Genomic DNA, 14,653 nt, shown 5'->3' with positions numbered 1-14,653 from the left:
TTTTTATAGTCTACCAGAATTGGTCTGCAAGTTTTCATCTTGCACTTTACCAAAGTTGAAATCCACCAACATCCTCTTTTTTAACTCTCTCTTAGCTTTAACTTCCCTTTGCTTTAACGCCACTTTTTCTTCGTTCATTGTTCGTTCATTGTTCGTTCATTGTTCGTTCATTGTTCGTTCATTGTTCGTTCATTGTTCGTCTTTTCTTCGTCTTTTGTTCGTTCATTGTTCGTTCATTGTTCGTTCATTGTTCGTTCATTGTTCGTCTTTTCTTCGTCTTTTGTTCGTTCATTGTTCGTTCATTGTTCGTCTTTTCTTCGTCTTTTCTTCGTCTTTTGTTCGTCATTTGTTCGTCTTACTTTTTCCGTTATTACACTCCCTCTCCTTGGGAGAGGGTTGGGGAGAGGATATTATCTTCATCTTACTTTTTCCGTTATTACGCTCCCTCTCCTTGGGAGAAGTCTCCGAATAGGAGAGTATGTGACTGGGGAGAGGATATTTTGTCCGCTGATTCTTCGTTAGAGGTTTAGAGGAAATTTTATTAATCATTTTTGTTCAATTTCTACACCCAAGCTATACTTCTTTTACTTCACTAATTTAGTGTGTTTTATCTAATATGCTAATTTTCAAATTTGCTAATTTGCTAATTTCTCTCTATTTTTGCATTCTTATAAAGTCTTATAACGAAAAAATGGAGCAGATAAGTGTATTCGATATGCTAAAAATAGGGGTAGGTCCTTCCAGCTCTCATACTTTAGGTCCTTGGCGTGCTGCTGAGGCTTTCCTTAAAGAATTGAGAGAGAAGCACCTCCTAACCCGCACAACCAAAGTGCACGTAGATTTATACGGCTCACTCTCTCTCACAGGCAAAGGTCACGCTACCGATTTGGCAGTAATGTTAGGTCTCAGTGGTGCCGACCCTGAGTATGTGCCTATTGAGAGTTTAGATGTGATTATTACGGCTATTACTAATAATCAAGAGCTATATTTGGGCAATGAGTGCATCATTAGCTTCAATCCTAAGGAAGACATTATTTTCAATAGAGATTTTTTGCCTTTTCACCCCAATGGTCTTACTTTTACAGCTGAAGGCGAGGGGTTCAGTTATGTTTCTACTTTCTACTCAGTAGGAGGTGGTTTTATAGTAAAAGAAGGAGAACAAGCAACAGTCAAGGAAGATACTCAGCAAAACTTTCCTTTCCCTATTGATAAAGCTGAGCAGCTCATTAGCTATTGTTGCCAAGAAGGAAAGAAAATATCCGAAATCGTCTATGAAAACGAAAAAGCCTTGCGTACTGAGGAGCAAATCCATAGCGAACTAATGCGTATATGGCATACTATGTTAGAATGTACTTATATAGGTTGTCATACCGAGGGCGTACTCCCTGGCGGTTTACACGTGCGCCGTCGTGCTTATGATATCCACAAGAACCTCATAGGGGTAGTCACCTACGATAGTCCAGAGAATTGGCTGAACTCTATCAAGAAAACGAATATCAAATTTCGCGAAATCCTTAAATGGGTAAGTTGTTTTTCGCTGGCAGTTAATGAAGTGAATGCTTCGTTGGGGCGTGTAGTTACGGCACCTACCAATGGTAGTGCAGGGGTGATTCCCGCCGTGTTACTCTACTACATAACTATCGAAAACCAACAAGCTACCGAGGAGCAAATCCAGCAATTTCTATTGGTAGCGGGCGAAATAGGCAGTCTCTTCAAAAAAGGGGCAACCATTTCAGCAGCTATGGGCGGTTGTCAAGCCGAAATAGGTGTATCTTCGGCAATGGCGGCAGGTGCGCTCTGCGAACTCTTGGGTGGTTCTCCTGAGCAGGTACTCATCGCTGCCGAAATAGCAATGGAACACCACTTGGGGCTTACTTGCGACCCTATTGGCGGATTGGTGCAAATCCCTTGTATCGAGCGCAATGCTATGGGGGCAATCAAAGCAATTAACGCTGCCGAATTGGCTATCGAAACCGACCCTAAGAATGCGAAAGTACCTTTAGACAAGGTTATCAATACAATGTGGCAAACTGCCAAAGATATGAACTCTAAATACAAAGAAACCTCAGAAGGGGGCTTAGCAGTAGCTGTAAATATGGCTGACTGCTAATCTAACGACTAATAACTAACAATTAATGACAATAAACTGTAAAGGAGAGCTTCTCTCTATGGATACCCCGCGAGTGATGGGAATCCTTAATCATACCCCCGACTCTTTCTACGAAGGAAGTCGTGTAACCGAAAAAACACTCTTACAACGCGCAGAAACAATGCTCGCTCACGGCGCAGATTTTATTGATGTGGGTGGTTATAGCACCCGCCCCAATGCCCCGAAGTCTCACAAACCGAAGAACTCAGTAGGGTAGTGCCGGTAGTGCGCTCTTTGATGCAACATTTCCCCGAGATACGTATCTCGGTAGATACTTTCCGCAGTGAGGTAGCACGCCAATCGCTTTTAGAAGGAGCTTGTATTATCAACGATATTTCTGCCGGACTCTTAGATGAGCAGATGTTGGCTACAGTAGCGCAATTTCAGGTGCCTTATATTGCGATGCACCTCGTAGGTACACCCCAAACAATGCAACAGCACACCGATTATAAGGATATCATCAGTGATATGCGCTACTATTTTTCTGAGCGCAAAGCTTTAGCTTTGCAAGCGGGGATTAACGATTTTATAGTAGATGTAGGCTTTGGTTTCTCTAAAACCTTAGACCAGAATTATGAAGTGTTGAAGCACTTAGAGCTATTCCATAGCTTTGGTTGTCCGCTATTGGTAGGCTTTTCCCGCAAGTCGATGTTGTACAAATTGTTAAACACTGACCCTGCTGGTGCGCTGAATGCTACGACAGTAGTCAATACCATAGCCCTGATGAAAGGGGCACACATTTTGCGGGTACACGATGTAAAAGAAGCTAAAGAATGTGTAACACTCTTTGAAAAAATACAATGAAACTATTCGATATTTTAGACTTTACAATCGTCGATGCGATTGATATAGTGCTGTTTGCAGCCCTCTTGTACTACCTCTACCGATTGATTCGAGGCACGGTAGCCATTAATATTTTTATGGGTATTGTGATTATCTACTTGATATGGAAGATTACCGAAGCTTTGCAAATGCAGTTGCTTAGTAGTATATTAGGTCAGTTCATTGGGGTAGGAGTCTTCGCACTGATAGTTGTATTCCAGCAGGAAATACGTCGCTTCTTGCTCACCATTGGTTCTACCAATATCACTGCGCGCAACAAGTTACACCGTGCTTTTCACTTCTTCAAAGAGAAGGAAATTCTGCTTAATATTGAGAGTTTGATAAATGTATGTCAGAAGTTAGCCAGTACCAATACAGGGGCGCTTATCGTTTTGGAACACAATATGCCTCTCGACTTTGTAACCCAAACTGGCGACAAGGTGAATATAGAGTTCTCCGAGCCTATTATCGAAAGTATCTTTTATAAGAATAGTCCGCTACACGATGGAGCCATTGTGATAAAGGGTAATCATATTATAGCTACAAGGGTAATACTGCCTGTTGCAAGTGAAATCAATTTGCCTAAACGCTATGGTTTACGTCATCGTGCTGCCATTTCTATCACCGAAAAAACAGACGCTACTGCCTTAGTCGTTTCTGAAGAAACCGGACACATTTCCTACTTCAAGAATGGCGCCTTTGTAAAGTTCAAGAATAACGATGAACTCATCAAAGCTGTACAATCCGATTTTTAATTGCTTGTTGCGCTACAACCTTTTTCAGATAGCGAGCTTCAAGCATTCACTGGCTTCGGGGCTTCTATGGCTAATCGTTAAATTTGCTAATTTCCAAATTATCTAATTTTCAAACTAAATCCTTTCTCTCCCCCTAAAAATCCCTCTAACACATCACCTGCTGCTACTTTCCCTGCACCTTTAGGTGTTCCCGTAAAGATAAGGTCGCCTTTGCGAAGGGTAAAGTATTGTGATACCTCCGAGATGATAACGTCAAAGCTTCTAAGCATTTGTGTCGTATTGCCCTTTTGTACAGTAGAGCCATTTTTATCTAAGTGAAACTGAATAGAGGAAGAATTCTCAAAAGTTTCTTTAGAGACAAACTTTCCTACGATAGCTGAGCCATCAAAAGACTTCGCCAGCTCCCACGGTAGTCCTTTTTGGCTCAAATCCGCTTGCAGGTCGCAAGCGGTAAAGTCAATGCCCACCGCAATCTCGTCGTAATATTTATGTGCAAATTTTTCCGAAATACACTTTCCATTCTGGTTGATTTTCAGTACTAATTCTATTTCGTAATGCAAATCCTGTGTAAAATCAGGAAGGTAGTAAGGAATTTCGAGATTATGAATAGCCGTATCAGGCTTCATAAATACCACTATGGGCTGAACCGTTGTTTTATCAAATTTTTCGATAGTCTCGTGGTAATTTTTACCTATACAAATAATTTTCATATTTATTTTAATGTGAGTTTGATATAAAAATACTATTTTTCAGTCGCTTTTACGTTGTTACAATTCCTTTTTATAGGAATAAGGTCTATGAGGCAAAAAGCGCCTTTCTTTTATTTATAATTTGGTTTTCTTTCCTTTGGGAAGGGTTTTATTTTATAAAATCTGTGAGAGGTTTTAAAGTAACAAAACACCTATTTGTTCAATTTAAAAAATAGTTTATTGTGATAAGAATACGCTTCATATGCAATGATTTCCCATTACTGAAATATAGCTTATAGATTGCAAAAGTAAAAATAAAAACTGTATTATGTTTGTAAATTAAAAAAAAAGTAATACATTTGCCCGAGTTTTTTGTAACAAAACAAAAAACGATTGTGAAGTAAAACGAATAATATCATTTTAAGATATAACCAATGAAAAAAGAAGATATTTTAGAAGACTATGGCATCGCTGTTCTCAGTAGGGAATGTAGCTTGATGGGAAGAAAAGAAGTGCTTAGTGGTAAAGCAAAATTTGGTATTTTTGGAGAAGGAAAAGAAGTACCTCAATTAGCTTTAGCAAGAGCCTTTCGAGATGGTGATTTCCGAAGTGGTTATTACCGCGATCAAACTCTTATGATGGCTCTCGGGGTGCATACAGTAGAGAATTTCTTTGCAGGAATATATGCACACGCTGATATAGAGGCAGACCCCACCAGTGCTGGACGCCAAATGGGTGGACACTTTGCTACTCATAGTTTAGATGAAGAGGGAAATTGGAAAGATTTATTAAAACAAAAGAATAGCAGTAGCGATATATCGTGTACTGCAGGGCAGATGCCTCGTTTATTAGGTTTAGCACAAGCCTCTAAAGTGTATCGTGAGTTACCGAATGCTGAAAGTAAAGGCTTCTCAAATCACGGTAATGAAGTAGCTTGGGGTACTATTGGTAATGCAAGCACCAGTGAAGGTCACTTTTTTGAAATCCTCAATGCAGCAGGGGTAATGCAAGTGCCTTTAGTAATGTCTGTTTGGGACGATGAGTATGGTATTTCTGTTCCTAAAGAATATCATACCATTAAACAAAGTATTTCTGAAGCATTAAAGGGCTTTGTGCGAGACAAAAAACATAAAGGTTTTGAACTATTTGTCGTAAAAGGTTGGGATTACCCGACCTTATATGAAACTTATCAAAAAGCAAGTAAGATAGCTCGTGAACAACATATACCTATATTGATACACGTTCTTGAACTTACTCAACCTCAAGGTCACTCTACATCTGGTTCACACGAGCGTTATAAAAGTCCTGAACGACTTCAATGGGAAAAAGATTTTGATTGTATTTCCAAAATGCGTGAATGGATATTAGCGGAAGGTTATGCTACTGAAGAAGAATTGCTAGCTATAGAACAACAGGCTAAGAAACGTGTGAATGAAGGAAAGAAAAAAGCTTGGGAAGCTTATATTAAACCTATTGAACAAGAGAGGAAAGAACTTACTGCTCTTCTTGCTTCATTATTAATAAATACAAATAATAGTACTATAAAAGAAAAAGTAGAAAGCCTATCCAAATCTCTTCTTAAAGTGGCCTTACCTAATCGCAAAGATGTGTTGAGCACTGCCAGAAAAGCCTTACGTTTATTATTACCTGAAGGTGAAAATAGAATACTTCCCTTACAGAATTGGATAAAGAGCTATATAAAAGAAAACGAACCCAAATATAGTCGATTTCTTCATACTGAAAATAAACAAAATCCTATCCATATAGAAGAAGTACTCCCCACCTATGATACATCAAAAGAACTTGTTGATGGACGTATTGTACTGAGAGAGAATTTTGATGCCTTACTTTCTAAATATCCTAATTTATTGATATTTGGTGAGGACGTAGGGAACATAGGTGATGTAAACCAAGGATTAGAAGGATTACAGAAAAAACACGGAGCTATAAAAGTAGCTGACACAAGTATTCGTGAAACTGCTATAGTAGGACAAGGTATAGGTATGGCCATGCGTGGTTTACGTCCGATTGCTGAGATACAATATTTAGATTATATTCTCTATGGTTTACAAACGTTAAGTGATGATTTGGCTAGTTTGCATTATCGCACTTTTGGAAGGCAAATGGCTCCTCTTATCATCAGAACAAGAGGACACCGTTTACAAGGTATTTGGCACGCAGGTTCTCCTATGGGGATATTGTTAGCCTCTCTTAGAGGAATGTATATCCTTACTCCTCGCAATATGGTAAAAGCAGCAGGATTCTACAATACACTTTTAGAAGGCAATCAACCTGCGGTAGTGGTGGAATGTCTTAATGGTTACCGCCTGAAAGAACCAATGCCCACGAACCTCACCGAGTTCAAAACGCCTATTGGAGTAGTCGAAACACTTCGTGAAGGGAAAGATATTACAGTCGTATCTTATGGATCTACTTTGCGCATCGTATGTGAAGTTGCTGATGAGTTAGCTTCTATGGGTATTGATATAGAGATTATAGATGCACAATCCTTAGCACCATTCGATGTGCGTCACGATATAGTGAAGAGTATACAGAAAACAAACCGACTGTTGGTTGTAGATGAAGATATGCCTGGTGCTACTTCGGCATATATTTTGCAGAAGATTGTAGAAGAACAAAATGCTTATCAGTATTTGGACAGTGCGCCACAAACCTTAGCAGCAGGAGAACATCGCCCAGCGTATGCTACTGATGGTGATTACTTTTCTAAACCTAATGCTGATAGTATCATTGAGAAGATATACAGTATAATGCACGAAGCTAATCCTGAAAAATATCCAACCTTGCTATAATTCATTATCTTCTTGAAAATCGTTCAAGAGATTATCAATAGCACGGCGATCTTTTTTAGTAGGGCGACCTTCGCCTTTCTCGCGATAATAGTCTTGCGCAAGTTTTTGTATTTCGGCTTGTTCAAAAGCATCAGGAGGCGTGTTGTCTTGGCGATAAAGGTCTACTAACTTAGCCCCCACACGGCTCTCAGGGATATCTAAGACCTCTATTTGGTAGTTGATTTGGTTCTTACGCACTACTATTTGGTCGTTTTTGTAAATTTCCCTTGAGGGTTTTGCAGTCTCACCATTCACCTTGATGTGTCCTTTTTTGCAGGCTTCAGTAGCTATATTACGTGTTTTGAAGTAACGCACACACCATAAGTACTTATCAATTCGCATTCTTTTGTGATTTTAGAAAAATAATAAGTGCAAAAATAATAAATAATTGTATCTTATACTAAGAAATAAAGAAATTTTATATGATGAATAAATTTATATTTGCTATTAGCACAATAGGTTTGCTATTTGCTATTTCGTGTAAGAAAAATGAAAACTCTAATGTAACACCTCCACGTGATGTTACAGAGGTGAGAAATGAGAATAATCAAAGTATTGAAACATTCTTGAAAACGCATACTTACACTTTTTCAGCAACAACTACTATTTCTGAAATGGTTACCTTTGCAACAACCTCTAATACTACAGCGTCTATCTTCAATGATAGCAAGCTAAAACGATTGGAATTAGATGTCTATGATGCTAATAATACTCTTGTACGTCATACGCTTTACTATCTTATTTTGCAAGAGGGGACAGGAACTACCACTACTATTGCTGATTCAGTATATGTGAATTATAAAGGACAATTATTAGATTTAAGTGTATTTGATGAAACAACAACACAATCTACTTCTAATTGGATGGATCTTATAGGTAATATTGTTACCAATAAGCCTTCAGGTACTATTAGAGGTTTTAGGGAGGGTGTTGCTCAACTAAGAGCATCGGCTACAGGACTTACAAACAATAGTGATGGTACTCTAAAAGCTCCTACTGATGGAGGAGTTGGAGTTTTCTTTATTCCTTCAGGTTTAGGCTATTTCAATAACAGCCAAGCTAAAATACCTGCTTATTCACCTTTAATTTTTACAGTAAGACTTATTGCTACACGTCGTGCCGACCACGATCACGATGGTAAACCTTCTATAAATGAGATTGTGCGTAATGAATATGGCGTGGTAACTTATCCTGATTGTGATGCTAATAAGGATACTTCATACCTTCCAGATTATTTAGATGCCGATTGTAAGTAGAATGAAGAAGTATGTCCCTAATCTTATCACTTTATCCAATCTCTTTTGCGGAACAATAGCGATCGTCTTTGCCGTAAGAGGAACGATTGATTGGGCTGCTTTGTTTGTGGCAATAGGTATCTTCCTCGATTTTTTTGATGGTTTCTTTGCTCGTTTGCTACACGTAAAATCCGAAATGGGCTTACAGTTAGATTCCTTAGCCGATATGGTTACTTCTGGAGTAGTTCCTGGCATTGTGATGTTTCAGTTGTTGAGTAATAGCACCTATGTATTACAAACTGAGGGGACTTTTGCTATGTTGTTGCCTTATGTTGGTTTCCTTATTACTTTAGCTTCTGCCTATCGTTTGGCGAATTTTAATATAGATACACGGCAGACATCTGGCTTTATAGGGCTTCCTACCCCAGCTAATACAATGTTTATTCTTTCTTTGCCTCTTATATTACAATATCAGCCTACTGAATTATTCGATAGTTTATTGCATAATATGTGGGTCTTGTTAGGGATTACTTTGTTGAGTGCTTACTTGTTGAATGCTGAAATAGCACTCTTTGCGTTGAAGTTTAACGATTATTCTTTTAAGAAAAATGCGTTGAAATATATATTCTTAGCACTTTGCGTCATTTTACTTCTAAGTTTAAAAATAATTGCTATTCCGCTAATTATTTTATTGTACATTATTCTTTCCTTACTACTACCTAAGCGATAAATCTCGTTTCATTCTATCCAAATTGATTTTAGGTTTCTGTAAGAAGATAACACTATCAATAACTACTTGCTTGGATTTTGGGTATATCCCTAAACTATCCATTAGCAAGTAGTTTTTTTGTTTGAAACGCAATATATAAGGCATCTTCTTAAGCTCAATATTGTTGATACCTTTATTTTTTATGTAGTTCATTACTACAGGGTCAGGAGAAATTGTATCTGTTTGATAGATACTTAGTTTATCACCTTGTCTAATAGTGATTACTTTCTGTTTATATTTGCTGAAAACTAGCATTTCTTCAGTAGTTTCTAATTGATATTTGTAATAGAAAAGTACCCCTTGAAATAAAATAACAGATAAGAGAAGTGCTATCAATATTTTGTATTTCCTATAATGTACAAAAACAATGAGTATGAACACCGTCAATAAGGAAGAAAGAAGTAGGGGAGTAGTAAAAGGTATGTTTCGTATGATAAACATTTCTTGATGAGCTATAAATGCTACCAAAAAGTTCATCAAAGCGATTAATTTTTCTAAGACGAAAACTATGGCATAAGGCAGAATACCAAAACTTCCCAAACATAAGGCAATGATACCTCCTATGAGTATAGGTTGTAATAAAGGTACTACTACCAAGTTAGAAACGAAAAACAATATAGGAAACTGGTGAAAATAGTACAAACTGATAGGTAAAACTACTATTTGAGCAGATAATCCTACCAAAAATAGTGACCATATCCATTGTAGGTATTTATTCTCAGGTTGCCACCATTTGCGCATCACAGGGTAGAATTTCATTATAGAAAATACCGCTGCATAACTCAACTGAAAGCCTACATCATACAAATAGTAAGGATTGATAAGCAACAGAAATAACATTGAGAGCATTAACGCATCAAACCTGCCTTGTTTCCTGCGTATAAGAGTACTCAATCCTACAAAGCTGAACATTACAGTAGCCCTCAGTACCGAAGGAGAGGCGCCTGCTATGAAAGCAAAAGTCCATAAGCCTGCTAATAGTATAAAGTATCGCAATGGACGATAAAAACCTAAATTAGGCATCTTTTGCAGTAATAAAAGGAGTATAGCAGTAATAATCCCTACGTGTAATCCCGAAATAGCTAAGATATGCACCGCTCCCGCATCAACATAATGTTGATAGACTTCGTTATCTAAATCAGTGCGTTTTCCTAAGAGTAGTGTTTTTAATAGAGCAGAAGACTCTTGATTAAAATGTTTATCTATTACAATAGCTAAATGAGAGCGTGTTCTCGCAATACTCCCCATAAAACCTATTGTATTATTTTTTACAACAGAAAAAGCAACTACTTCTGTTCGCCCATATACACCTTTTCGCTCCATATACCGTTTATAGTTGAATTGATATGGATTTTTAGGAGGAGATATAGGAGTATATTTGCCTACAAAAACCAATCTATCTGTTGGAGCTAATGTTTTCACATCATCGGTAATTGTTTTAGAAGGAAAAAAGCACAGAATTTTTCCTTCTGTACTTGTATGGTTAGCCGTTAAGAGCTCGGCTTTAAAGGTAGTACCGTAATCTGTTTGTGAAGTTTGCTCTATTATGTCAGCTTCTAAAGTGTAATACTCATTAGCATTTAGTTTTTGTGTGTAATGCTTAGGGTTATAGGTGGGGGTATGAAGGATCGTTATCAGTATACCCACTGCTACAGAAGTGAGACCTACGTGTATTACAATTCCGTGACGAAAAGTATATCGTTTGGTAGCTAAAAACTGATGTATTGCCAAAGTAAGCAGTAAGCATATACAACTACTTATTGCAAATAAAAAAGAGGGAGCTATTACATCAGTGATAGCAATCCCTCCTATGAGTCCTAATAAGATAGTTAATATGGGAGTATTTACAAATCTCACATTACACGTTTTGCCATACGAAATGTTTTCTTGTAATATTCATCACTTAATGAAGAAATCACAACTCCTCTTTTAGAGGAAGAGTGTATGAATTTAATATCTCCATCTATATCTACTACCATACCTACGTGTGATATTCTGCTTTTCCTAGTCGTTCTGAAGAAAAGTAAATCGCCTACTTTTACATCTTCCAAGTCAATTTTAGTTCCTTGTGTAGCCATTTCTTGTGAGGAGCGAGATAATGGTACTGAAATAGATTTGAAAGTAGTACTTACAAAACCAGAACAATCCATACCATTACGGGTAACACCTCCGTGTCTGTAAGGAGTTCCTAAATATGAGAAAGCTGTATCTAATAATACTTTCTGTTGTTTGGTATCTACTTTACTTTTAGAGAGTGCAGTAAGCGCTATATCGGTAGTTTCATAGCTTTCAGGTTCCTCAAATAGTTCTTCGTCTTCTAAGTCGTCTTCCAATTCAGTGTCTGCGAGAGTATTCTCAGCGTATTGTTTTAGGGCTTTATTACCGGTGTGTTTTTTAGGAGCATATCTCTTACTCTTAGCAACAGCTATATCTGCTTTTACAGGCTTTTTCTTTTTATCAGTTATAGCTAAAGCTCTCTTAACAGGAGGTTTTTTTACAGACTTTTTAGCAGAATGATGAGCTACACTGCGTTTAGGAGGTAACTTATGACGTTTTTTAGCTGTTGAAGCCACTCTGGTGGTAGCTTTTTTCCCTTTCTTAGGAGGAGAAAATGTTTTCTTTTTAGGCTTGCTCTTATTTTCCACAGCCTTTGTGGTAGCTGTATTTACAACTACACTCTTTTCGGTATTCTTTACTGCCTCTGAAAAGGAAGATAAGCTGAGTAGTAGTGTAAATAAACCTAAAATTCTTAATACGTACATAGTAATTTGAGCGTTTAAATTCTGAACTTTGAGGGAACGCCTAAAAGTTCAAAAGGTTGATGTTATTAAATAAGTTCTTTTTGCGTTATTATGAGGTTTTCTCCTTTCTCATCTAAATCAAAATGAATGCTATCGCCTTCGTGCACTTGGTTAGATACTATTTCTTCGGCTAATATGTCTTCTACATATTTCTGAATAGCGCGTTTCAAAGGTCGAGCACCATATTGTTTGTCATAGCCTTTATCTGCAATGAATTCTTTTGCTTTTTGGCTGAGTTGTACTCCATAGCCTAAATCGTTGATACGTGAGTACAGTTTAGAAAGCTCAATATCGATAATTTTAAAGATATCTTCTTTGCTAAGAGGATTGAAAGTAATCACATCGTCAATACGGTTTAGAAACTCAGGAGCAAATACCTTTTTCAAAGCATTTTCGACAATAGATTTCTCATTAGCTTCGGATTGGGCTATTCTTGCTGAAGTGCCAAAACCAACACCTTGTCCAAAATCTTTTACTTGACGAGCTCCTATATTAGAGGTCATAATGATGATAGTATTTCTAAAATCAATCTTTCGTCCTAAACTATCAGTTAAGAAACCATCGTCAAGCACTTGTAAAAGCATATTGAAAACATCGGGGTGTGCTTTTTCTATCTCATCTAAAAGCACCACAGAATAAGGTTTGCGACGTATTTTCTCGGTGAGCTGACCGCCTTCTTCATAACCTACATACCCTGGAGGAGCTCCTATGAGACGAGAAACTGAAAACTTCTCCATATACTCACTCATATCAATGCGTACCATTGTTTCTTCTGAATCGAAAAGTTCTTTGGCAAGCACTTTAGCGAGTTGTGTTTTTCCAACTCCTGTTTGTCCTAAAAAGATGAAAGAGCCTATAGGTTTATTCGGGTCTTTTAAGCCTGTACGATTGCGTTTGATAGATTTCACTACCTTTTCTACCGCTTCATCTTGACCAATGATTTTGGATTTCATTATCTCGGATAATCCTGAGAGTTTGCTCATTTCAGTTTGAGCAATTCTGTTTACAGGTACGCCGCTCATCATTGAAACTACATCGGCAATATGGTCGGCAGTTACTACATCACGGTGTTGTTTAGATTCTTCGTCCCATTTCTTATTCATTTCGACTAATGAATTTTCGATAATTTTCTCGTTATCGCGCAAACGGGCGGCTTCTTCAAACTGCTGACGTGAAACAGCTCTGTTTTTGGCTTGAGTAGCTTGTTCTAAACGTTCTTCCAATTCCACGATATATTGTGGAACTTTTACTTGCATAATATGTATTCTTGCACCTGCTTCGTCTAAGGCGTCAAGAGCTTTATCGGGCAAATAACGGTCGGTAAGATAACGATTGGTGAGCTTTACACAAGCCTCGATAGCCTCATCGGTATAGGTTACGTTGTGATGTTCTTCGTATTTTCCTTTTATATTGCGAAGGATTTGTATGGTTTCATCTACGCTTGTTGGTTCGATGATTACTTTTTGGAAACGGCGTTCTAAGGCGCCATCTTTTTCAATAGATTGACGATATTCATCTAAGGTAGTAGCTCCAATACATTGTATTTCACCACGTGCTAAGGCAGGTTTAAACATATTAGAGGCATCTAAGCTACCTGAGGCACCACCAGCTCCCACTAAGGTGTGAATTTCATCAATAAAAAGAATGATATCTTTATTCTTTTCGAGTTCACTCATTATGGCTTTAAGGCGTTCTTCAAACTGTCCGCGATATTTAGTTCCAGCTACTAACGAAGCTAAATCGAGTGTTACCACACGTTTGTTATACAATACTCGTGCCACTTTTTTCTGAATAATGCGCAAAGCTAATCCTTCGGCGATGGCGCTTTTACCAACACCAGGTTCACCGATGAGTATTGGGTTATTCTTCTTACGGCGGCTCAATATTTGGGATACGCGTTCTATTTCCTTCTCGCGACCTACTACGGGGTCTAAACTACCTTGTTCGGCTAAAGCAGTTAAATCTCTACCAAAATTATCTAACACAGTGAGTTTTCGTTGCCCATATTGCCCCCCTTGATTGGGTTGCTGACCTTTGTAACCCGATTTGTTTTCGTGAGGTAAACTATAGTCTCGGTCGTATTCGTCAACTTCATCGGTGGGTGATGAGACTTGATAATTATCGTCGCGTATGGGTTGGAATTTATCTCTTGCTACTTCATAATTTACGCCTAGCTTGTTGAAAACTTTAGTAGTAGGGTCGTTTTCGTTACGCAAAATGCTTAGTAATAGATGAGCTGTATTAATCATATCATTCTGGGAGCGTTTTGCTTCTAAGTAAGTAGCCTGCATTGCTCTTTCGGCTTGTACGGTGAAATGAACGGCATTGAAGTTAGGAGGGTTGAGACCACGTGCAGAAGTGAGCGTGTGGATGTTTTGGCGCAGTCTTTCCATATCGATATTTAAACTGTGCATTAAATCGATTGCACTACCTTCACCTTCTTGCAATATGGCTAACACAAAGTGCTCAGTGCCTACCGTAGATTGCCCTAAGCGAATGGCTTCTTCTTTGCTATATGTGAATATCCTTTTAACTCTTGGTGAAAAGTTATCGTTCATAAATCTCCTCTTGTTTTGTATTA

At 38.0% G+C, this 14,653-nt stretch carries 11 protein-coding genes and 1 pseudogene; 6 read left to right on the top strand and 6 right to left on the bottom strand.

Translation table 11 applies throughout. The features are described from left to right. Positions 1-3 precede the first annotated feature (3 nt). A complete protein-coding gene (locus HW278_RS12295; protein WP_255493667.1) occupies positions 4-138 on the bottom strand; it encodes a hypothetical protein in 135 nt (44 codons plus the stop codon). Positions 139-691: 553 nt separating this feature from the next. On the opposite strand from HW278_RS12295, the gene HW278_RS00740 reads away from it, so the two are divergent. The 3 genes and pseudogenes from HW278_RS00740 (at position 692) to HW278_RS00730 (ending at position 3,726) form a co-directional block, all read left to right on the top strand. Beyond that, a complete protein-coding gene (locus HW278_RS00740) occupies positions 692-2,110 on the top strand; it encodes an L-serine ammonia-lyase (protein WP_178976633.1) in 1,419 nt (472 codons plus the stop codon). 25 nt (positions 2,111-2,135) lie between these two features. Next, positions 2,136-2,953: pseudogene (folP, locus tag HW278_RS00735) on the top strand (dihydropteroate synthase). Then, on the top strand, positions 2,950-3,726 hold the full coding sequence (locus HW278_RS00730) for a diadenylate cyclase (RefSeq protein ID WP_002672484.1): 777 nt from the start codon (positions 2,950-2,952) through the stop codon (positions 3,724-3,726). The pseudogene folP and the gene HW278_RS00730 overlap by 4 nt, the downstream one beginning before the upstream one ends. A gap of 98 nt (positions 3,727-3,824) precedes the next feature. Here HW278_RS00730 and HW278_RS00725 read toward each other — a convergent pair whose 3' ends face one another. Further along, positions 3,825-4,436: a fumarylacetoacetate hydrolase family protein gene (locus tag HW278_RS00725; protein ID WP_178976632.1), complete on the bottom strand. Its 612-nt coding sequence runs from the start codon at positions 4,434-4,436 to the stop codon at positions 3,825-3,827. A 413-nt stretch (positions 4,437-4,849) separates the two neighbouring features. Here HW278_RS00725 and HW278_RS00720 point away from each other — a divergent pair, with 413 nt between their 5' ends. Further along, positions 4,850-7,228, top strand: a complete 2,379-nt coding sequence (locus tag HW278_RS00720) for a thiamine pyrophosphate-dependent enzyme (protein WP_178976631.1) — start codon at positions 4,850-4,852, stop codon at positions 7,226-7,228. Here HW278_RS00720 and HW278_RS00715 read toward each other — a convergent pair. Further along, the gene (locus HW278_RS00715) at positions 7,223-7,609 is read right to left on the bottom strand and encodes an RNA-binding S4 domain-containing protein (RefSeq protein ID WP_178976630.1); all 387 of its coding nucleotides are present in this window, start codon (positions 7,607-7,609) and stop codon (positions 7,223-7,225) included. The genes HW278_RS00720 and HW278_RS00715 overlap by 6 nt on opposite strands. An 80-nt stretch (positions 7,610-7,689) precedes the next feature. Here HW278_RS00715 and HW278_RS00710 point away from each other — a divergent pair, with 80 nt between their 5' ends. Together HW278_RS00710 and HW278_RS00705 are read left to right on the top strand one after the other, a co-directional pair. After that, positions 7,690-8,523 carry an FKBP-type peptidyl-prolyl cis-trans isomerase gene (locus tag HW278_RS00710; protein ID WP_178976629.1) on the top strand — a complete coding sequence of 278 codons (834 nt, stop codon included), beginning with the start codon at positions 7,690-7,692 and terminating at the stop codon, positions 8,521-8,523. Position 8,524: 1 nt separating this feature from the next. Next, positions 8,525-9,232, top strand: coding sequence for a CDP-alcohol phosphatidyltransferase family protein (locus HW278_RS00705; protein ID WP_178976628.1), 708 nt, complete (start codon positions 8,525-8,527; stop codon positions 9,230-9,232). Here HW278_RS00705 and HW278_RS00700 read toward each other — a convergent pair. The 3 genes from HW278_RS00700 to HW278_RS00690 all read right to left on the bottom strand — a co-directional run bounded on the left by HW278_RS00700 (position 9,218) and on the right by HW278_RS00690 (position 14,630). Beyond that, positions 9,218-11,128: a ComEC/Rec2 family competence protein gene (locus HW278_RS00700; protein ID WP_178976627.1), complete on the bottom strand. Its 1,911-nt coding sequence runs from the start codon at positions 11,126-11,128 to the stop codon at positions 9,218-9,220. The two genes, HW278_RS00705 and HW278_RS00700, sit on opposite strands and share 15 nt — an antisense overlap. Continuing rightward, positions 11,125-12,033 (bottom strand): C40 family peptidase, encoded by a 909-nt coding sequence (locus HW278_RS00695; RefSeq protein WP_178976626.1) that lies wholly within the window; start codon positions 12,031-12,033, stop codon positions 11,125-11,127. Before HW278_RS00695 ends, HW278_RS00700 begins: the two co-directional genes overlap by 4 nt. Positions 12,034-12,098: 65 nt before the next feature. Beyond that, positions 12,099-14,630, bottom strand: coding sequence for an ATP-dependent Clp protease ATP-binding subunit (locus tag HW278_RS00690; RefSeq protein ID WP_015783069.1), 2,532 nt, complete (start codon positions 14,628-14,630; stop codon positions 12,099-12,101). Between the last annotated feature and the right edge of the window lie 23 nt (positions 14,631-14,653).

The sequence above is a fragment of the Capnocytophaga sp. oral taxon 902 genome (assembly GCF_013394735.1).
Lineage (GTDB): Bacteria > Bacteroidota > Bacteroidia > Flavobacteriales > Flavobacteriaceae > Capnocytophaga > Capnocytophaga ochracea.
Note: the sequence above shows the minus strand (reverse complement) of the source record. Positions and strands in the feature narration are given on the sequence as shown.